The following is a 19,012-nucleotide window of genomic DNA, read 5'->3' as shown; positions in this document are numbered from 1 at the left end:
TGTCGCGAGCGGCCCTCCCTCATGCATCAGGAAAGGATCAACGATGATCAAGGCCCGAGTCCTCCCCCTCGCCGGCATCGCGGCGGTATCCGCCCTCGCCATCGCCGGCTGCTCGACCACCGCCGGTGACGACGGCGGCGATGCCGGCGGCGACGTCACCGTCCGCATGCTCGTGAACGTCACCCCGAACCTGACCGAGGAGTTCTGGAACGACCTCGTCGCCCCGTTCGAGGACGCCAACCCGAACATCGACGTCGTCATCCAGAACCCGGGCGCCGAGGGGGTCGAAGCCGCCGTGCCGCGTCTGCTGGCCGCCGGTGACGCTCCCGACGTCGTGCAGTCCATCGCCCCGACGACCAAGCTCGCTCCCGAGCTCGTCGACCTCTCGCAGTACGAATGGGCGTCGTCCGGTCCGCTCGCCGACCAGTACTCGATCGACGGCAAGAACTACATGGCCGGCATCGGCGTGCAGCTGCAGAGCCTCTTCTTCTACAACAAGACCGCCTTCGAGGAGGCCGGGATCACGGAGCTGCCGACGACCGTCGACGAGCTCACGGACGCCCTCGGGAAACTCAAGGACGCAGGGTGGACCCCCGTCCAGACCGGCGGCGACTGGATGACCAGCCACACGCTGCAGGCGCTCGGACTGCCGACCATCATCGCCGACGACCCGGAGTGGTTCCAGGACATCTCGGCGGGCGACGTCACGTTCAGCGAGACCTACGGCGACGCGGTCGAGACCTACGCGGACTGGGTGTCCGAGGGGTACATCCCCGGCGACGCCCTGGGCATCAAGTACCCGGATGCCGAGCAGGCCTTCCTCTCCGGCAAGACCGCGGTGTACTCGATGGGCAGCTGGTTCGCCGGCACCCAGGCGAAGGCGACGGACTCGGCAGACATCGGCGTCTTCCGCGCCCCCGCGATGAGCGCCGACGAGCAGCCCGCGATGGGCGCCAACATCGCCAGTCCCTACTCGATCCTCAAGGCGAGCAAGAACCAGGATGCCGCGGCGAAGCTCATCGAGTTCCTCACCACCGACCAGACCGCCGTGAGCGACCAGCTCGCTGTCGACGGCAACTTCCGCGACGGCTACGAGTACGACATGACGCCGCTCGGCGAGGAGCTGCTGCAGATCGTCGCCGACACCCCCGCCGAGGCCTACACGCCCACCGGCGGTGGCTACGGCGAGCGCACCCTCCCCGACGGCTACGCGGGCGAGATCAACACCCAGACCCAGGCCCTCCTCGGCGGCGCGCCCGCCGACCAGGTGCTGCAGGCCATGGACGACTGGTTCGCCGCGAACGCCGGCTGACCCTCGAGGAGCCGGGGACGCACCGTCCCCGGCTCCTCCCCGGCGCTGCTCCAGCGCCCTCCCCGCTTACGCGCCACCGAGAACGAGAGTGCCGCCATGACCCCGCCCACCACAACCGCGCCACCCCCGGCCGCGGCCACCTCCCCGACAGGACCATCGACGCCGATGAGCTCGACCCCCGCCCCGCGCCGCCGCACCGCGCTGCAGCAGTGGCGGAACCGGATCCCCGGCATCCTCATGGGAGGCCCGGCCGTCGCCGTGTTCCTGGCGATGTTCGTCATCCCGATGATCCTCGCGGCGGTGCTCAGCTTCACCGACTGGAACGGGTACAGCCTCAATTTCACCTTCGTCGGCTGGGACAACTACATCAAGGCGTTCCGCAGCCCGCGCTCGATACAGGCCGCGATCTTCACGGGCATCATCGCCGTGGTCGGCACGATCCTCTGCAACGCCATCGGCCTCGCGATCGCCGCCCTCATCTCCGGGCCCGGCCGCTCGAACACGATCCTGCGGACGGTCTTCTTCTACCCGTACGTGATCAGCGCCCTCATCATCGGCTTCCTGTGGTCGGCGATGCTCTCCCCCACCGGCGCCGTCAACGGTCTGCTCAGCACGCTCGGCCTCCCGGCCATGCCGTTCCTCACGGACCCGACCTTCGCCAAGGCGAGCGTGATCTTCACGATCGTGTGGTCGCACTTCGGCTTCAATATGATCCTGTTCCTCGCCGGCATCAAGTCGGTCCCGGCGGAGTACTACGAGGCGGCGACGGTGGACGGCGCCACGCGGTGGCAGCAGTTCCGCTCCATCACGCTGCCGCTCATCGCCCCCGTCTTCACCGTGAACCTCGTGCTCACGCTCGTCGGGCTCCTCAAGGCGTATGACGTGGTGCTGTCGCTCACCGACGGCGGGCCTGCCGGCTCGACGCAGACCATCGTGTACCAGATCCTCAAGGACTCCTTCGCGAACTCGGCCCTCGGCTTCGGCGCCGCGCAGTCCATGATCCTCCTCATCGTCACCGCGGTCGTCGGCCTCGCCGTCACCCTGGTGCGACGCCGCGCCGAGCAGAAGGCGACCGACTGATGAAGCAGACCCGCAACCGCCCGGCCCTCGCCGTCAGCGCGATCCGGTGGATCGTCCTCGGCGTCGTCGCGATCACGATGCTGATCCCGATGTACACGATGCTGATCAACGCGTTCAAACCGCAGGCCGACATCATCGAGAACCCCCTGCTGATCACTCCGCAGATGTTCACGTTCGACTACCTGTGGGCCGCGATCACGAGCAGCAAGTTCAACGTGATCGCCGCGTACGGCATCACGCTGCTGTTCGTCGTGCTCGTGAACCTGTGCTGCATCGCCCTCGCCGCGCCCGTCGCCTACGTCATCGCCCGCGGGCGGTCGAAGTGGCACCTGGGACTGCTGCTGCTCTTCGTCTCCGGGCTCTTCATCCCCGGTCAGGTGACGCTGATCCCCGTCGTCTTCGTGCTGCGGGTGCTCGGGCTCATCAACACGATCCCCGGGTTCATCCTCTTCGAGACGGCGGCGACCCTGCCGGTGACGATCTTCCTGTTCACGGCCTACCTCCGCAGCGTGCCGCGTGACATCGACGAGGCGGCGTCCCTGGACGGCGCCGGGCCCATCCGCGCGTTCTGGGCGTGCATCTTCCCGATCATGAAGCCCGTCGTCGCGACGGTCGTGGTGCTCAACTCGATCGGCGTGTGGAACGACTTCGTGAGTCCGCAGATCATCCTCGGGCCGAGCTCCGGGATCTACACGGTCACCACCGGCGTCTACGCGGCGGTCGGACAGTTCTCGACCGACTACACCCAGGTGTTCCCGACCCTCCTGCTTGCCGTGCTGCCCGCGATGGTGTTCTTCATCGTGATGCAGCGCCACATCATCGGCGGCCTGGTCGCCGGAGCGACGAAGGGATGACCGTGCCGGAGACCCCGCTCACCCGTCCGTTGCGCACGATCCCGGCCTGGGCCGTGCTGCAGCGCCGGCTCTTCGCCGAGGTCGAGGAGGCCCGCCGCCTCTTCCGCGACCGCTACACGCTGCCGGACGGCCGCCTCCGCGGCGTCGCCGAGTTCATCGACCGCGACGGCGTGGACGACCTGTACGAGCCCTTCTTCAACTGGCCCGCGTTCTACCTGCTCGGTGGCTCCGACGAGGTGCTCGCCGACGCCAAGCGGCACTGGGAGGGCGTGACCGTGCAGCTCGCCGAGGCGGGCATGCTCACCGAGGAGTACGACAACGGCTACGACTGGTTCCATCAGGGCGAGTCGCTGCTGTTCCTCGCCGGCATCTGCGCCGCCGACCCGGCCGACTCCGCGTTCGCCGCGCGCGCCGCCCGGTTCGCGGCCCTCTTCACCGACCCCGCACAGGGCAACTACGACGCCGAGCGCAACATGATCCGCTCGCCGCACAACGGCGCTCTGGGTGCGCGCGAGGGTCTCGACGAGAAGATCGTGCCGTACACGGCCGACCGGGACGAGATGCGCCCTTACGGTCTGCCGCTGCACGGCCTGGACGGCATCGTCTCCTGGGACGACCTCGCCGACCCCGCCCACGCCCAGCGGATGGCGGAGGAGATGCAGCGCCGCGCGGCGGGCGACATCGCCGTGAACCTCGCCGCGACCTCCCTCGCCGCGAACCGTTGGCTCTACGACGGTGACGAGGAGGCGGCCGCGTGGATCCGCCGGTACGTCGACGGCTGGCGCGCGCGGGCGGACGGCGGGCTGCTCCCCGACAACGTCGGCCCGGACGGCACCGTCGGCTCCCTCCACGACGGCCGCTGGTGGGGCGGGCACTACGGCTGGGCCTGGCCGCACGGGCTGCACTCGGTCGGCATGAGCGCCCTGATCGGTGCCCTCAACCACGCGCTCGTCACAGGCGACGACGCCGCCCTCGACCTCGTGCGCACGATGCTCGACACCGTGCTCGCCGAGGCGCGCACGGGCAGCGTCGCGGAGTCCACCTACAGTCTGCGCGGCGGATGGATGGCCCGGCTCGGTGCCGCCGCCACCGAGCCGGGACTGCTCGTCCCGTACCGTCACGGCGCGGACGGCTGGTTCGACTACGGTCCGCTGCAACTCGACCTCCCCCTGTGGCTCTGGTGGTGGTCGCGACGGGCGTCTGACCGGGAGCGGCTGGAGACGGCGATCGCCGGTCTCCCCGACTCCACCGACCTCGTCGCGCCGTTCCGCGACAAGGAGGAGGCGGGCCACGAGGCCGGCTGGTTCGCGTATCTCTCCGGCGACCTTCCGGACTACCCGGTGCGGGCATTGGAGATGGCGCTCGGCCAGGTGGCGCGCCGTGCCGCGATGATGCTCGCCGACGACCGCGACCCCGACGCCGCGCACCTGCACTTCTGGCAGCGCGTGAACCCCGTCGTGACCGAGGTGCTGACCCAGCTCGTCAGCGGGGCTCCACAGGTGCTCTACAACGGCGGACTCGGTTTCACGGCTCTGCGCTACGAGGATGTGGACCGCGCGCGACCCGGGCTCCCGGAGGACGTCGCCGCGCTCGTGCACCGCCTCGACGACCACGGCATCGGCGTGCAGCTCGTGAACGCCTCCGCCGTGCACACCCGCACCGTGCGGCTGCGCGGCGGGCGCTTCGGGCTCGACCGGATCGTCCAGGTGACCGCCACCGGGGAGGAGCCCGGCTTCTGGCCCGGCGCCTCGGGCACCTACACGGCCCCGGACGCCCCGCTCGTCACCACGACGTTCGACGTGGACGACGACCTCGTGGTGACCTTGCCCCCGGCGCACAGCGCCGACCTCGACCTGACCATCGCGCGTGCGACCGGCTCGCCGCGCCACCTGTTCCCTGAAGGAGACGCATGAGCGCCGATCTGATCCGACCCGACTTCGCCCTGCCCGTGCGGGGTGGGGCCTACGAGCGGCCCTCGCGCGAGGTGGTCGACTCCTTCGACGCGATCTCCTCCGCCACCGCGTGCGCCAAGCTGCACGGGCTCGGGATCCGCCGCAGCTACATCGACGGGCCGGAGCCGCTGAGCCTCGGTCAGCGCGTGGTCGGCTCGGCGCTGACGCTGCAGTTCATGCCGCAGCGCGAGGACATGGCCTCCGGCGACGGTCAGGAGTACGCCGAGCGGCACACCGCCCTGTGGCACGTGCTCGAGGCCGTGCAGCCCGGCGACGTGCTGGTGATCCAGGCCTACGGCAGCCGCTTCTCCGGGTGCATCGGCGACATCCTGGCGCGTTACTTCGCACGCAAGGGCGGGGCGGGGATCGTCGTGGACGGCCGCATCCGCGACGCCGGCCGCATCCGCGAGCTCGGCATCCCGGTGTGGTCGACGGGCACGACCCCGCACTACGCCTCGCAGTCGGAGCTCGTGCCGTGGGCGTACGACGTGCCGGTCGCGGTGGGCGGTGCGCTGTGCATGCCGGGCGACCTCGTGGTCGCCGACGACGACGGCCCCGTCGTGGTGCCGCAGGCGATGGCGCCGCAGGTCGTGGACGACGCGCGCGATCATGAGGAGTGGGAGGTGTTCAGCCGCCGCCGCCTCGACGAGGGCGCGCGCCTGAGCGACTACTACCCGCTGACCCCCGACAGCCGCGAGGAGTACGAGGCATGGCGTTCCGTCCAGAGCTCCGTCCGCTGAACCCCGACGTCGCCGCGCGCGACGACGTCGGACTCGGTTGCGCGCCGATCGGCAACCTCTTCGCCCCCGTGGCGGACGCCGACGCGGTGGCCACCGTGCATGCGGCGCTCGCCCGGGACGTGCGGTTCTTCGACACCGCGCCCCTGTACGGGTCGGGTGAGAGCGAACGGAAGCTCGGCCTCGCCCTCCGCGACGTCCCGCGCGACGACTACGTGATCGCGACGAAGGTCGGCCGGGTGCTCGTCGATGCGGACGGCCGGCCGGTCTCGGGAGCCGCGAGCGGGCACGACTCCGTCGTCGATCTCAGCAGGGACGGCGTGCGGAGGAGCCTCGACGGCAGCCTCGCCCGGCTGGGCGCCGATCGCGTGGACGTGCTCCACCTGCACGACCCCCTGGACGTGGAGGCGGCGTTCGCGACAGCACTCCCGGCGCTCGTCGAGCTGCGCGACGAAGGGGTGGTGCGCGCGATCAGTGTGGGCCTCGGCCGCCTCGACCCCCTGGAGCGCTACGTCGCCGAGGCGCCGCTCGACGTGGTGATGGAGGCCGGACGACTCACTCTGCTCGACCGCACCGCCCTGGACCGGCTGCTGCCGACCGCGGCGGCCCGTGGCATCGGGGTGCTCGCGGCCGCGGTGTTCAACTCCGGCATCCTCGTCGACCCGGTCGGCTCGCCGTTCTTCGAGTACAAGCCCGCACCCCCGGAGCTCCGGGAGCGGGCGCTGCGGTTGCAGGCCGTGTCCGCGACGTACGGCGTGCGGCTCGCCGACGCCGCGGTGCAGTTCCCGCTGCGGCACGGTGCGGACGCCGTGGTCGTCGGGGCTCGGACGCCCGCGGAGGTGGACGCGTTCGTGGACGGCCTCGATGCCGAGCTGCCCGCCGCGCTGTGGGACGCCCTCGACGCGGAGGCCGCGTGACCGCGCGGCGCAGGATCTGACGTGCGGATCGTCGACGCCCACGTGCACGTCTGGGATGCGGATGCCTTGCCGATCCCCTGGTTCCGCGACGACCTCGGCCTTCCCCGCCACGCCGCGGCCACAGACCTCGGGCGGGAGCTGACGGACGCCGGCGTCTCCTCCGCCATCGCCGTGCAAGCAGCGGACTCGGTGGCCGAGGCGGAATGGCTGACGGCGACGGCCGCCCGGGACCCGTACCTGCGGCGCGTGGTGCTGCAGTACACCCCCGCGCCGGGACGGGCCGCCGGCGCCACCGCAGTCGCGTTCTCTCCCGCCGTGGTCGGCGTGCGCGCCGCGGTGCCGCAGTACGCCGCTGACCTGTCCGATGTGGACGGCCTCGACGCCCTCGCCGACCACCTGGGCGCGACCGCCCGCACCCTCGAACTGCTCATCCGCCCGGAGCAGCTTCCCGCCGCGGCCGCCCTCTCCCGACGGCACCCCGGCACCGCGATCGTCCTCTGCCACCTCGGCCTCGGAGCACGGACGGCCGATGCCGCATGGCTCTCCGCCCTCGCCGAGGCCGCGTCGGCTCCGGGAGTGTCGGCGAAGGTCTCCGGGCTCGACCTCGCGGCGCGCGGGGCGGACGAGTCGCAGGAACTGCTGCGCTCCGCATTCACCCTCTTCGGCGCGGACCGGCTGATGTTCGGCAGCGACTGGCCGATGTCCACGCGGACCACAACCTACGCGGAGGTGCTCGCCGCGACCCGGCGGGCCCTTCCTCCCCTGTCCCCTTCCGAAGCTCGAGCATTCTGGTCCGGCACCGCCGACCGCCTCTCCCCCTTCACGGCCTAGCCCCCCGTCGCAGATCCTCACCGCGTCGCAGGGACTCTGGTCACCCGTGCGACCTCGGTGCGAAACTGCGACCCCGCGCAGGGACTCCGCAGCCCCGTCGCGGATCCTCACCGTGTCGCAGGGGCTCCGGCCAGCCGTGCGACCCCGGTGCGAAACTGCGAACTCGCGCGGGGGTCAGTCGAGGAGGGTGCCGGCGGCGTGGGCGCGGAACAGGGAGGACGCGGCCTCTTCGTCACCGGCGTCCAGCGTGTCGAGCAGGCCCTTGTGCCAGTCCGCGACCTCGTGCCAGTCCCCCGTGAAGGTGGGGTCGCCGAGCACGTGCATGACGCGCAGGCTCGGCTCCAGGAGGTCCCACATGCGGGGGAGGTACACGTTGCCGCTGGCCTCGATCACCGCACGGTGGAAGGTGAAGTCGAGCTCGCGGAACCGGGCGAGGTCCTCCGCCTCGGCCGCCTCGTGCATCTGTGCGATGAGGCCGACGAGCTCGGCCCGGCGAGCCGGGTCGAGCGCTCCGCAGGCCAGCCGTCCGGCCAGCCCCTCCAGCTCGACGCGGGCGACCTTGGCCTGCGCCGCCTCCTCCGCGGAGTAGCTCGCGACGAAGTTGCCCTGATGCCGCACGTGCGACACGAGACCCTCGTGGGCGAGCCGCTTGAGGGCGTCGCGCACGGGCGCCTGGCTCACCTGCATCTGCCGGGCGAGCTGCGACTCCACGAGCTGCTCGCCGGGAGCCAGCGTGGAGTCCTTGATCATCGCCTTGATGAGCGCGTAGATCTGATCAGACAGCAGTCCGCGCTGCAGTCCGGCCGTGCCGAGAGCATCCGTCATGACCATCAGTCTACGTCCATTATCGACTATCGCTAATGGATGCGGCCGTGCGCCAGGCATCCGCGATGAGGGCGGATCCGCGGGGCGTCGGGTGCACCCCGTCCGGCGCGAGCTCGACGACCGGATGCTCCTCCGCGGCCGCCGTGAAGACATCGTGCAGGGGCACGAACGCCGCCCCGTGTTCCGCGGCGAGAGCCCGCACCGCCGCCCGTTTCCCGTCGAGGTCGTCGAGCCACGCGCGCTGTTCCTCCGTCACCGGGAGGAAGTACGGCTCCATGAGGATCAGCCGCGGGGCGTGCGTCGCCACCGCTCGGGCGAGGAGGTCGCCGAGCGTCGCTTCGAAGTCCTCGGCCGGGGTCGGGTCGTCGCTGTCGAAGCGTCGCCACATGTCGTTCACGCCGACGTACACGGTCAGCAGCTCCGGAGCGGTCGGCGTCAGCTCCGCGTCCCACCGGGCGGCGAGGTCGCGGGCGCGGTCCCCGGCGATCCCGAGGTTGCGGACCGTGGCTCCCGCCGCCTGCAGCTCGGGCGCGAGGAGCGACACGTAGCCGTCGCCGAAGGACCCGGGGTCGGAGCGATCGCGCCCCGCGTCGGTGATCGAGTCTCCGATGAAGGTCACCCGCATCGTGGCACGTCCTGTTCGTCGTTCTTGAGCTTGGGTCGCACCGAGATCGGGAGCTCGACGCTCGCGCCAGCGTACGTCACGGTGAGCGTGTGGTGCGGGCGCACCTTGCTGCTGTCGAAGCCGCTGACCATGTCCGCCGTCACCTGCTGCGTGGTGCGGGAGCCGTCGCTCCAGTCCACCCCCAGCAGCATGCCGGTCACGTCGAGCTCCTCGCCGCGCACGTAGCGGGTCTTCGGGTCGGCCTCGGGGGCCCAGCAGATGCCGGTCACCGTCGCGGGCGGTGGCGTCGGCCGCACGGCCAGGGTGTTCGTCTTGCCGTAGTGGTAGACGTTGAAGAAGCCGTCGGCACCGATGCGGAGGTTCTCCCTGGCGTCGACCATGTTCCACACGGTCACGTCGTCCACCCGGAGCACGATGCGGGTGCCACCGTCCTCGGCGACGGCCCCGAACTCGATGCGGTGCGTGGAGCCCGGCTCGATGACCGTGTTGGGGATGCTGTCGAGCATGGTCTGCCCCGGGGTCCAGCTCTGGAACTCGATCACGTCCTCCTTGATCACCGCGAGGTAGCCGGTGTTGGAGTTCTGCCAGGCGGGGAGCCCGGTCTGATCGGAGCGCGCCTGGAAGCCGTACCAGCCGCCATCGAAGGCGCCGAACTCCGCCTCGAACTGCAGCAGGGTGTCGCCGAAGCGCTCGGCCTCGTAGCCGTGCACGCCCTGGCCGCTGATCACGACGCCGGTGTCGTCCACGGCGATGTGGTCGGACTGACTCCAGTTCGCCCCGTCATTCAGCTGGCCGTCGAGGCGGGTGGTCGGGTACTCGGCATCGTCCACCGTGACGGTGACCGTGTCGCTGAGGCTCGGGTCGGCGACCGAGGTCGCGGTGATCGTCGCGGTTCCAGCCGTGACCCCCGCGATCCGGCCGCCGGAGACCGTGGCGACCTCCGGGGCATCGGTCGTCCAGGTGACCCGGGCGTCGCTGGCGTCCTCCGGGGCGACCGTGGCCGCGACCGACCGCCGCTCCCCCACGGTCAGCCCCACGGCGTCGGCGTCCAGGCTCACGCCCGTGACCGGCACACCGGAGAGCGAGAACCCGACGTCGTCGAAGTCGAGCGAGGCGTAGTTCTCCACGTAGAACCCGACCCGACCGGCCTTGCCGGGCCCGGGGTCGGCGCCTTCCAGCGCGATCGCCCCGTTCACGGAGATCCGGATCTGCCCGTCCTGCACCGCGATGCGGACGTGCGACGTCTCCCCGGGGGTCAGGCCCTGCGCCGCCGGCACGACCTTCTCGGCGACGACCTTCCAGGCGTCGTCGAAGATCGTCCAGGTCGGACCGGCCGCGGCCTGACGGAAGCGGATGTAGCCGCCGCCCTTGCCGTTGCGGTCGTAGACGATCAGTCCCGCGTTGGCGGGGGTCGTCGCCGGGGCCGTGACGTCGAAGTCGAGCACGAACTCCGTGAAGTCCCGCGGCAGGATGCTGTTGGCGCCCTTGAGGATGCGGTACACCTTGTCGCCCGATGCATCCACCTGAATGGAGCGGTTCGGGTCGGTCGGCCAGCCGTTCGCCCCCGACTCGAAGTCGGTGAAGTGCAGCACGCCGTCGCCCTCCTCGACGATCACCTCGATGGTCGCGGTCTTGGTGGCATCGGCCTTCGCCGTCGCCGTGACCGTGGTCGTGCCGGGGCCCATGCCGAGCACCACGCCCTTGTCGTTCACGGTGGCGACGGCGGCATCGGCCGAGGCGTAGGTCACCGCGGCGTCGTCGGCGTTCCACGGCAGCGGCACGGCGCGCACGCGCACCTCGTCGCCCGCGTCGATCGTGAGCGTGTCGCTGTCGAACGCGATGCCCTCGAGCGGGACGGTCTGCGGCTGCTGCGTCTGCCCGATCGTGCCGTCGACCCCGATCTCGCCGAAGGCGATGGACTCGAAGCCCGGGATCTGGTCGAACACGGCGGCATCGGCCTTCAGCGTGTAGTCGCCGTTCGCGGCGTCCACGAAGCCGGGGTCGGCGTCGGCCACCCAGTTGTCCTCGTAGTTCAAGAGGTTCTTCCCGTCCTTCGCGCCGTGTTCGTTGACGCCGGCCATCCGGGCCCGGTTCGGGTTCCACACGACGTTCTCGGCGAAGGTGCTGTGGTTCGGGAAGTAGTGGTCGTCCTCGAAGAAGTGCGCGAGCTCGGGATACTTGGTCAGGTACGGCGTGCCCACGAAGTCGTTGTTGTCGGCGAACACCTTCTCCCAGGCCGGCATGTAGTCGCGGTCGACGACGTTGCCCTCCTGGTCGCCCATCCACTGCTCGTAGTTGTCGTACGGGGCGTAGGCGTCGACGAAGACGTTGTTGCGTGCCTCGATGTAGTCGGCCGAGCCGCTCTTGATCGCGCCGTTGCCCATGTTCACGAACACGTTCTTCTCGATCGTGAGGTCCCACGTGAAGTTGTCGGCGTAGATGCCCTCGACGCCCGCCATGCCGACGCCGATGTCGTGGAAGTAGTTCTCACGGAACACGTGGCCGCGCTGCTGCGGGGTCTTACCGGAGTTCATGTAGATCGCACCGAGGTCGTGGAACTGCTTGCAGACGTCGTACACCTCGTTGCGCTCGAACAGGTGGTCGTTGCCGTGCACGATGATCCCGGGATGTGGGGCGTCGTGGATCTCGTTGTCCCTGGCGATGTTGCCGACGCCGTCGAACATCACGCCGGGGTTGTAGGCCTTGTGGTAGTAGGCGAAGTCGGCGATCTCGGAGTTCTCGACCCGGTTGCGGCCGGGTTCGAGCGTCGTCTTGTCACCGCCCTGGAGCACCACGCCGACGCCGCCCACGTGCGTGAGCCGGCTGTCGGTGACGGCGTGGTCGCGGCCGCCGCGGTTCACCGGGATGCCGTCGTAGGTGTAGCGCCCCGGCGAGTTGATGAGCACGCCGCCGTCGGTGAAGTTGCGGATGTCGCTGTGCGAGATCGTGACGTGCGAGCCGCCGAGGATGACCGCGGCCGTCGCGCGTCCGTACTCCATCACGAGGTCGTCGAAGTTCACGTAGGAGGCCCCGTCGGCGCGCAGCATCGGCTCATCGAGCGTGGTGACCGTCACGGCGCCGCGGCCGGACGTGAAGGCCGCGTTCGGGATGAGGTACAGCTTCCCGGCGTCGCGGTCGATGTAGTACTCGCCGGGGGCGTCGAGCTCCTCCAGCAGGTTCTGCGCGAAGTGGAAGTCGGGGAACCAGCTCTTCATGATCCCGGACATCTCGCCGTAGCGGAGGGTGATGGTCTTCGCCTCGGTGTCGATGCTCTCGACCTTGTTGTACGACCACTCCCAGCTGTAGCCGAAGATGCCGTCCAGCCAGACGTCCTCGGCCTGCGTCCAGTGCTTCGGGCGGTCGTAGCCGTAGCTGAACGTGCCGCCGCGCTCCTGCAGGTCGGCGTCGTTGCGGTCCGGCCCGGCGTCGATGATGTCGCCCATCTGCACGGTCGGGGTGGCCGCGTCGGCGTTGGGCCAGCGCGCGAGGGTCATGCCCTGGCCGTCGATGAACAGCTCCATGGGCGGGGTGGTGCTGACGTCGTTGGCCTTCCAGTAGCCGTGGCGGCTGAGCTGGCCGTAGTCGGTGATGCCGAGGTCGGCGAGGTCGATCCCGACGACACGGTCGCGGGCAGCTGGGTCGATGATGCGGTCGGTCACCGCCGCGTCGTCGACCGCGGCGAACTGGTCGCGCGGCAGCTCGCGACCGCCGGTGAGGGTGGCAGTCTCCCCCGGGTACGAGCGGTAGGTGATGGGGGCGTCGGCAGTGCCCGAGTCCTGCGCGCCGATCTCGAACGACGCCGAGCGGGGGTACGTGCCCTCCCGGAGGTACACCGTGAGGCCGTCGTTCGGGAGCGCGGAATCCGCCTTCAGCGCGCGGATCCGGTCGCGGGCGCCTTCCAGCGTCGCGAGGGGGTCGTCGATCGTGCCGGAGGCCGCGTCGTCACCTCCCGGCGCGAGGTAGAGGGCGTCATCGTCCGCGGCCGCAGCCGCCGACGGGACCGCCGCAGCGAGGGCGGATCCGAACACCGCCGCCAGGGTCAGGCTTGCCAGTACACGCTTCATCGCGTCTCCGAACTGTCGCTTCCCGCACGGCCGATGCGCGCGGCGCCGCGGGAGCGGCTGCTCCGACCGTAGCCAATCGATAATCGACTAGCAAGGATCGATACTGATCGTTTCAAATCGTCGATGTGTCAGAACGCCCGCCCCACACTGAGCAGTACGCCTAGTGATCCCGAGCCGCGAGGAGGGAGGTCGGGATGTGCCCGACCGCGAGGACGACCGCGGCGAGCGCGATCCACGGGTTCTGCAACCACGCCGCTGTGCCGAGGAAGGCGGCCACCGGCGCGAGAGCCATCGGCACCGGGATGCCGAAGACGGTGTCGAACAGCGCCGACCCGGGCCGGCCGCGACGCAGGTAGCGGATCCAGAGGGCCCCGTACGCGAGCACCGCCAGCGCCACCGGCACCGCCCACCCCCACGCGATTGCGCCGGTCGCCGTGATCGCCGGGACCGTCATGCAGAGCGCCTGCCCTGCCCTCTCGAACACGAGGAGCACACGGGGCACCGCCGGGCTCTCGAGCTTCGGCCTCGGCGGGAAGGGGATCAGCAGCAGGTTCGGGAGGAAGATCGCGAGACTCACCGCCAGGCCGAGCAGTGAGAACCCCATGTCGTGATCGTACCGAGGGCGCCCTCCGGGTGAATCAGTTCACAAAGCAAACATTTTCCACCACTTTCTGACTATTGCGCTCTCCAGTTGACGTCGCTGTAATCTGCCGGAAATACTGAGGAAGCCCGAGACCGCACCGCGTGAGTGCGGACACATCACCCCAGGCCAAGGATGACCTAGATGACAGAACAGACCATTTCCTCACAGATAGGAACAGGTCGCCGGCCCCGTCGCCTCTCGGACGGGATGTTCGCGCTCCTCCTCACGGCTCCCGGCCTCGCGCTCCTCGCCGCCGTCGTCGTGTACCCGCTGATCACGGCCCTCATCACCGCGTTCTACAAGCAGAGCCTCGTCGAACCAGGCCGCGAGTTCGTCGGCTTCCAGAACATCGTCGACGTGCTCACCGGCGAGTTCTTCCCCCTCCTCACCCAGACCCTCGTCTTCACCCTCGGCACGACCATCGCGCCGTTCGTGATCGGCTTCGGCCTCGCCCTCGCCCTGAACACGCGCATCCGCGGCGCCAAAGTGCTCCGCGGCCTCATGCTCATCCCGTGGCTGATCCCCGGCGTGGTCGTGTCGTTCCTGTGGATGTGGATCTTCAACGCCAACTACGGCGTGCTCAACGCCGCGCTCGAGACCGTCGGCCTCATCGACTCCCCGCAGGCGTGGCTCGCGAACCCCACCACCGCCATGATCGCCGTGATCGTCGCGAAGACCTGGCAGTCGTTCCCCTGGATGATGGTCATGCTCCTCGCCGGCCTGCAGACCGTGCCGATCGAGCTGCACGAGGCCGCCGAGATCGACGGCGCCGGCACCATCCGCCGCTTCTTCTCCATCACGGTCCCGCAGATGAGCGGCATCATCGGCCTCGTGATCCTGCTGGAGTTCATCTGGAACTTCCAGCACTTCGACATCATCTACGTCCTCACCGGCGGCGGTCCCGCCGGCTCCACCCAGACGTTCGCGACCGCCGTGTACGAGACCGCGTTCGACGGCTTCGACCTCGGCCACGCCGGGGCGATCGGCCTGCTCTGGATGATCCTGCTGATGGCGCTCGTCGTCGTCTACGTCCGCCTGTCCGAGAAGGGAGAGAAGCGATGACCGCCGTGCTGACCGAGGAGACGGTGGCCGCCGTCTCCGCCCCGCCCGCCGCACCCCGTCGTCGGCGCCACCGCGCCGACCGCCGTGCCTCCACCGTGAGCGCCTGGATCGCCGTCGTCGTGTTCGGCGGGTTCGCGCTGCTGCCGGTGTACTGGCTGCTCGCGACCTCGCTCACACCCGCGCACGGAGGTGTTCAGCTACCCGCCGAAGCTGTTCCCCACCGAGATCACCTTCGAGGCCTACGCCGCCCTCGCGAACAACCCGGCCCTGTTCGGCTACCTCCGCAACAGCATCGTCGTCTCCGTCATCACCGCGATCCTCTCGGTCCTGGTGTCGGCGTACATGGGCTACGCGTTCTCGAAGTTCCGCTACCGCGGCCGCCGCAGCCTCATGTACTTCGTGCTGGCGTCGCAGATGTTCCCGCAGGCGCTACTGCTCATCACCCTCTATGCGGTGTTCTCGGCATACAGCCTGCTCAACACCTACACGGCGCTCGTGCTGTCGTTCACGACGTTCACGCTGCCGCTGTGCGTGTGGATGTTGAAGGGCTTCTTCGACACGATTCCGGACGAGCTCATCGAGGCCGCGCGCGTCGACGGGGCCTCCCGCATGCGCATCATCCACTCCATCGTGCTGCCGCTGGCCGCGCCCGGCCTCATCGCCGCGGGGTTGTTCGCGTTCGTCCGCGGCTGGAACGACTTCATCTTCGCCCTCACGCTCGCCGGCCCCGACAAGCAGACCCTGCCGCCGGGACTCGTCAACACGTTCATCGGCGAGGCGTCCACCGCCTGGCCGGAACTCATGGCGGCTTCGCTGGTGGTCTCGCTCCCCGTGGCCATCGCGTTCATCGCCCTGCAGCGCTTCCTCGTCGGCGGGCTCACCGCCGGCGCGGTCAAGGGCTGACCCGCACCACCCCCTCATCCGCAGTCCCTCGAAGAAGAGAGAGCACCCCCATGTCCGAGAACACCACCGTCTCCCGTCGCCAGCTCCTGCAGTTCGCCGGGCTCGGCGCCGCCGGCCTCCTCCTCGCCGGTTGCATGCCGAGCGGCGGCGGCAACGGCAGTCCGTCCTCCTCCCCCGGCGCCGGACTCGGCACCGGCGGCTTCACCGCCACCGACTTCTCCTTCTCCAGCTGGTCGCTGACCGAGGAGGCCGCCGCCCCGGCGACCCGCGCGCTGCTCGACGGCTACAAGAAGACCAACGAGGTCGGCATCACCGAGGTCTCCTTCCCCTACAACGAGTACTTCAAGCAGCTCATGCTGCAGGTGCGCGGCGGGCAGTTCACCGGCGCCGCGCACGTCGACGTCGCCTGGCTCGCCTCGCTGGCCGCGCTCGGCAAGCTGGAGGACGTCTCGGCACTCACGAAGGGCCGCGGCTACACCGCGTCGAGCTTGGAGGCCACGCAGCTCGACGGGAAGCAGTACGCGTTCCCGTGGACCATCGGCGCGATCGGGCTCATCACCAACTCGGAGCTCCTGAAGAAGGCGGGGATCTCCACGTTCCCGACCACCGTCGACGACTTCGAGGCGGCGCTGAAGAAGCTCAAGGCCCTCGGCGGCGGCCTCATCCCCTACGCCGCCTCGACCAAGGCCGCCCAGCTCAAGGACGTTCTCATCTGGATGCAGACGTTCGGCAGCGACCTCGTCAAGGACGGCAAGGTCACGATCGGCGACGACGCGAGCATCGAGGCGGTCACCTGGTACAAGTCGCTGTACGACCAGGGGCTCATCGCCGCCGACGTCGACCGCTTCGACGCCCGCTCGCTGTTCTCCCAGGGCCGCGCCGCCATCTACGACGACGCCCCCGTGGGCCGCGCGTCCGTCACGAAGGACTCCCCGGATCCGGACCTCGCCTCCAAGCTCGTGCCCGAGTCCCGCCCCGTGCTGAAGAAGGGCGACACCCCGCGCGCCCTCGTCTGGGGCGGCGCGATCGCCATCGTCGGCGGCGGAGCCGGCGACAGCACGCGCACGGCCGCGGACTTCGGCCAGTGGGCCACGAGCGACCTGAAGGCGGTGCTCGGCGACTACGAGCTGCGCGGACTGCCGCCGGTGACCGAGGAGGCGCAGGCCTCGAAGGAAGTGGCGTCCGACGCGTTCGGCTCGCGCTTCGCCGAGAAGATCACGGCGACCGCGACCACCAACCCGTTCTGGCAGTACCCGCAGTACGCCCAGATCGAGACCGTGATCGCGGACCGCGTGCAGGCCGTCCTCGTGGGACAGCAGAGCGCGAAGGACGCGATGGCGCAGGCCGGCGACCAGGCGCAGAAGCTGCTGGGCTGAGGAGCATCGCCATGACCCTCCGCTGGAAGGCCGGCGCCACCGCTGCCGCCGCCCTCACCGCACTCGTCCTCGCCGCGCCGGCTCCGGCCGCCGCCGCGACCCCCGACGTCGAGACCGTGCCCGTCACGGTCGACAGCTCCAACCAGTCCGGCTGGTGGAACCCGCTCGTCGTCGACGGCGACGAGACGTACTTCGCCTACAACGTGCCCGGTTCGGTGGCGGCGAAGCACCAGGTGAACCTGGCCGTCCGCGCCGCCGACGGCACGTGGACATCGGGCTGCCTGCGCCTGGCGACCGGGGCCTGCGCGGAGTATGCGGACGACAACGGCCACAACCAGCCGTCCATCGCGATCGACGGCGACGGGTACATCCACGCGTTCGTCTCCATGCACCACGAGCCGTGGAAGTACTTCCGCTCCACCGTGCCCTACGACGCGACCTCGCTCGTCGACGTGAGCGCCGAGATGCCCGACGCCGGCGCCGCGATCTCCTACCCGGTCACCGCGCAGGGCGCCGACGGCGACATCTGGCTCATGGTGCGGGTGGGCGCCGACCCGCAGGCCCGCCGCGACGGGGTGCTGTACCACTATGACCCCGTGGCCGGGACGTGGACCCGCGAGACGACGATCGCCGCCGCCGTGAACCACTCCTTCTACCCGGACGACCTCGAGGTCGATGCCAGCGGCAAGGTGCACGTGCTGTGGGAGTGGGGCCCGTGGCCGGCCGATCCCTACCGCCACCTCGGCTCGTACGCGGTGTACGACCCGGCCGCAGGCGGCTTCCGCGACGTCGCCGGGCAGGCGCTGCCGACCCCGATCCGCCCGGACACCCCCGGCGCCGTCGTGTGGCGCGGCTACGAGCCCGGCGAGACCATCGGCGACGCCGTGCCCGCGGTGCAGACCGCGAAGATGGCCCTGGCCGACGGCGACCTCGTGGGCGTGACCTACCGGTACGCGGACGAGACCGAGAACGCCTTCGACGTGCGGTGGGCGACCTGGACCGGCTCCGCCTGGACGAGCGAGACCCTCGTGGACACGGACGCCCTCGGTGGCGGCGTGCAGACCATCGCGGCGCTCGACACCACCACCGCCGGCGGCGAGACCCGCGTCTACGCCGTGGTGTCGGTGCAGGACTGCGGCATCACCCGCAGTCAGACGGTGCTGCTGACCGCCGGAGCGTCCGGATGGACCGCCGACACCGTGGGCGATCCGGTCGTGGGCCAGCAGCGCCTCCGCGCGGCGACCCGCACGGACGGCACCGACGTCGTCTACCTCAGCGCCCCTGCTGTCCCCAACGGAGGGACGCTGCGGCATGCCGAGATCCCGCGCGACGGGCAGCCCGGCACCACCAGCCTCTCCGCCATCGTGGCCTCCCTCCGGGGCGACGCCGGCGGCGAGAACCTGGCGCTCGGCGGCACCGCGACCGCCTCGTCCCAGCTCCGCGCCGACACCGGCCCGGAGAAGGCGATCGACGGCGGCTGCACGGATGCGAGCCGGTGGATCTCGGCGGCCTCCGACACCCAGCCGACCATCACGGTCGAGTGGGACGAGGCCGCGCCGCTGGACGTCGTCCGGGTCCGCAGCGGATACACGGTCGGCCCGCCGCAGACCTCCGTGCTGCGCGACTTCACCGTCCAGCTGCGCACCGCGAGCGGCTGGGTCACGGTCGGCACCGTCACCGGCAACACGCAGACGACGGTCGTGGTCGACGCCCAGGGGCGGACGGCCGATGCCGTGCGCCTCGTCATCACCGACCCGTCCGACTCCGCCACCGACGTCGCCCGCGTCTACGAGATCGAAGCGATCGCCGCGCGCTGAGCGGCATCACCACC

15 protein-coding genes are annotated in these 19,012 nt (G+C 70.3%); 11 read left to right on the top strand and 4 right to left on the bottom strand.

Annotated features, from left to right (window positions below; all coding sequences use genetic code 11):
- Window positions 1–43 precede the first annotated feature (43 nt).
- The 7 genes from AB1285_RS00715 (at window position 44) to AB1285_RS00685 (ending at window position 7,683) form a co-directional block, all read left to right on the top strand.
- Window positions 44–1,312, top strand: coding sequence for an ABC transporter substrate-binding protein (locus tag AB1285_RS00715; RefSeq protein WP_187662499.1), 1,269 nt, complete (start codon window positions 44–46; stop codon window positions 1,310–1,312).
- A gap of 165 nt (window positions 1,313–1,477) precedes the next feature.
- Window positions 1,478–2,392 carry a carbohydrate ABC transporter permease gene (locus tag AB1285_RS00710; RefSeq protein WP_370429023.1) on the top strand — a complete coding sequence of 305 codons (915 nt, stop codon included), beginning with the start codon at window positions 1,478–1,480 and terminating at the stop codon, window positions 2,390–2,392.
- A complete protein-coding gene (locus AB1285_RS00705; protein ID WP_101848193.1) occupies window positions 2,392–3,246 on the top strand; it encodes a carbohydrate ABC transporter permease in 855 nt (284 codons plus the stop codon). The genes AB1285_RS00710 and AB1285_RS00705 overlap by 1 nt, the downstream gene beginning before the upstream one ends.
- Window positions 3,243–5,159, top strand: a complete 1,917-nt coding sequence (locus AB1285_RS00700) for a hypothetical protein (RefSeq protein WP_370429022.1) — start codon at window positions 3,243–3,245, stop codon at window positions 5,157–5,159. The genes AB1285_RS00705 and AB1285_RS00700 overlap by 4 nt, the downstream gene beginning before the upstream one ends.
- A complete protein-coding gene (locus AB1285_RS00695) occupies window positions 5,156–5,938 on the top strand; it encodes a ribonuclease activity regulator RraA (protein WP_259953317.1) in 783 nt (260 codons plus the stop codon). The genes AB1285_RS00700 and AB1285_RS00695 overlap by 4 nt, the downstream gene beginning before the upstream one ends.
- A complete protein-coding gene (locus AB1285_RS00690) occupies window positions 5,908–6,852 on the top strand; it encodes an aldo/keto reductase (RefSeq protein ID WP_370429021.1) in 945 nt (314 codons plus the stop codon). Before AB1285_RS00695 ends, AB1285_RS00690 begins: the two co-directional genes overlap by 31 nt.
- A 21-nt stretch (window positions 6,853–6,873) precedes the next feature.
- The gene (locus tag AB1285_RS00685; RefSeq protein ID WP_370429020.1) at window positions 6,874–7,683 is read left to right on the top strand and encodes an amidohydrolase family protein; all 810 of its coding nucleotides are present in this window, start codon (window positions 6,874–6,876) and stop codon (window positions 7,681–7,683) included.
- Window positions 7,684–7,857: 174 nt separating this feature from the next.
- Here AB1285_RS00685 and AB1285_RS00680 read toward each other — a convergent pair whose 3' ends face one another.
- The 4 genes from AB1285_RS00680 to AB1285_RS00665 form a co-directional block, all read right to left on the bottom strand.
- Window positions 7,858–8,508: a GntR family transcriptional regulator gene (locus AB1285_RS00680; protein WP_136051814.1), complete on the bottom strand. Its 651-nt coding sequence runs from the start codon at window positions 8,506–8,508 to the stop codon at window positions 7,858–7,860.
- Window positions 8,509–8,527: 19 nt separating this feature from the next.
- Window positions 8,528–9,133, bottom strand: coding sequence for an SGNH/GDSL hydrolase family protein (locus AB1285_RS00675; RefSeq protein WP_370429019.1), 606 nt, complete (start codon window positions 9,131–9,133; stop codon window positions 8,528–8,530).
- Complete coding sequence (locus tag AB1285_RS00670; RefSeq protein ID WP_370429018.1) at window positions 9,124–13,197, bottom strand: Ig-like domain-containing protein; 4,074 nt, start codon at window positions 13,195–13,197, stop codon at window positions 9,124–9,126. Before AB1285_RS00670 ends, AB1285_RS00675 begins: the two co-directional genes overlap by 10 nt.
- Window positions 13,198–13,357: 160 nt before the next feature.
- Complete coding sequence (locus AB1285_RS00665) at window positions 13,358–13,801, bottom strand: hypothetical protein (RefSeq protein ID WP_370429017.1); 444 nt, start codon at window positions 13,799–13,801, stop codon at window positions 13,358–13,360.
- Window positions 13,802–14,047: 246 nt separating this feature from the next.
- Here AB1285_RS00665 and AB1285_RS00660 point away from each other — a divergent pair, with 246 nt between their 5' ends.
- From AB1285_RS00660 to AB1285_RS00645, 4 genes are all read left to right on the top strand, one after another.
- On the top strand, window positions 14,048–14,902 hold the full coding sequence (locus AB1285_RS00660; RefSeq protein ID WP_174235390.1) for a carbohydrate ABC transporter permease: 855 nt from the start codon (window positions 14,048–14,050) through the stop codon (window positions 14,900–14,902).
- A gap of 189 nt (window positions 14,903–15,091) precedes the next feature.
- The gene (locus AB1285_RS00655; protein WP_429977412.1) at window positions 15,092–15,805 is read left to right on the top strand and encodes a carbohydrate ABC transporter permease; all 714 of its coding nucleotides are present in this window, start codon (window positions 15,092–15,094) and stop codon (window positions 15,803–15,805) included.
- Between the two features lie 50 nt (window positions 15,806–15,855).
- Window positions 15,856–17,181 (top strand): extracellular solute-binding protein, encoded by a 1,326-nt coding sequence (locus AB1285_RS00650; RefSeq protein WP_370429015.1) that lies wholly within the window; start codon window positions 15,856–15,858, stop codon window positions 17,179–17,181.
- 11 nt (window positions 17,182–17,192) lie between these two features.
- Window positions 17,193–18,998: a BNR-4 repeat-containing protein gene (locus tag AB1285_RS00645; RefSeq protein ID WP_370429014.1), complete on the top strand. Its 1,806-nt coding sequence runs from the start codon at window positions 17,193–17,195 to the stop codon at window positions 18,996–18,998.
- The last annotated feature ends 14 nt before the right edge of the window (window positions 18,999–19,012 follow it).

This window comes from Microbacterium sp. NRRL B-14842, assembly GCF_050470785.1.
This window is presented reverse-complemented; position numbering and strand designations above follow the sequence as displayed.

Bases quoted from the DNA above. Each gene is read 5' to 3' on its own strand.
- AB1285_RS00715 (WP_187662499.1), top strand. From the start codon at position 44: ATGATCAAGGCCCGAGTCCTCCCCCTCGCCGGCATCGCGGCGGTATCC.
- AB1285_RS00710 (WP_370429023.1), top strand. From the start codon at position 1,478: ATGAGCTCGACCCCCGCCCCGCGCCGCCGCACCGCGCTGCAGCAGTGG.
- AB1285_RS00705 (WP_101848193.1), top strand. From the start codon at position 2,392: ATGAAGCAGACCCGCAACCGCCCGGCCCTCGCCGTCAGCGCGATCCGG.
- AB1285_RS00700 (WP_370429022.1), top strand. From the start codon at position 3,243: ATGACCGTGCCGGAGACCCCGCTCACCCGTCCGTTGCGCACGATCCCG.
- AB1285_RS00695 (WP_259953317.1), top strand. From the start codon at position 5,156: ATGAGCGCCGATCTGATCCGACCCGACTTCGCCCTGCCCGTGCGGGGT.
- AB1285_RS00690 (WP_370429021.1), top strand. From the start codon at position 5,908: ATGGCGTTCCGTCCAGAGCTCCGTCCGCTGAACCCCGACGTCGCCGCG.
- AB1285_RS00680 (WP_136051814.1), bottom strand. From the start codon at position 8,508: ATGACGGATGCTCTCGGCACGGCCGGACTGCAGCGCGGACTGCTGTCT.
- AB1285_RS00675 (WP_370429019.1), bottom strand. From the start codon at position 9,133: ATGCGGGTGACCTTCATCGGAGACTCGATCACCGACGCGGGGCGCGAT.
- AB1285_RS00670 (WP_370429018.1), bottom strand. From the start codon at position 13,197: ATGAAGCGTGTACTGGCAAGCCTGACCCTGGCGGCGGTGTTCGGATCC.
- AB1285_RS00665 (WP_370429017.1), bottom strand. From the start codon at position 13,801: ATGGGGTTCTCACTGCTCGGCCTGGCGGTGAGTCTCGCGATCTTCCTC.
- AB1285_RS00660 (WP_174235390.1), top strand. From the start codon at position 14,048: ATGTTCGCGCTCCTCCTCACGGCTCCCGGCCTCGCGCTCCTCGCCGCC.
- AB1285_RS00650 (WP_370429015.1), top strand. From the start codon at position 15,856: ATGTCCGAGAACACCACCGTCTCCCGTCGCCAGCTCCTGCAGTTCGCC.
- AB1285_RS00645 (WP_370429014.1), top strand. From the start codon at position 17,193: ATGACCCTCCGCTGGAAGGCCGGCGCCACCGCTGCCGCCGCCCTCACC.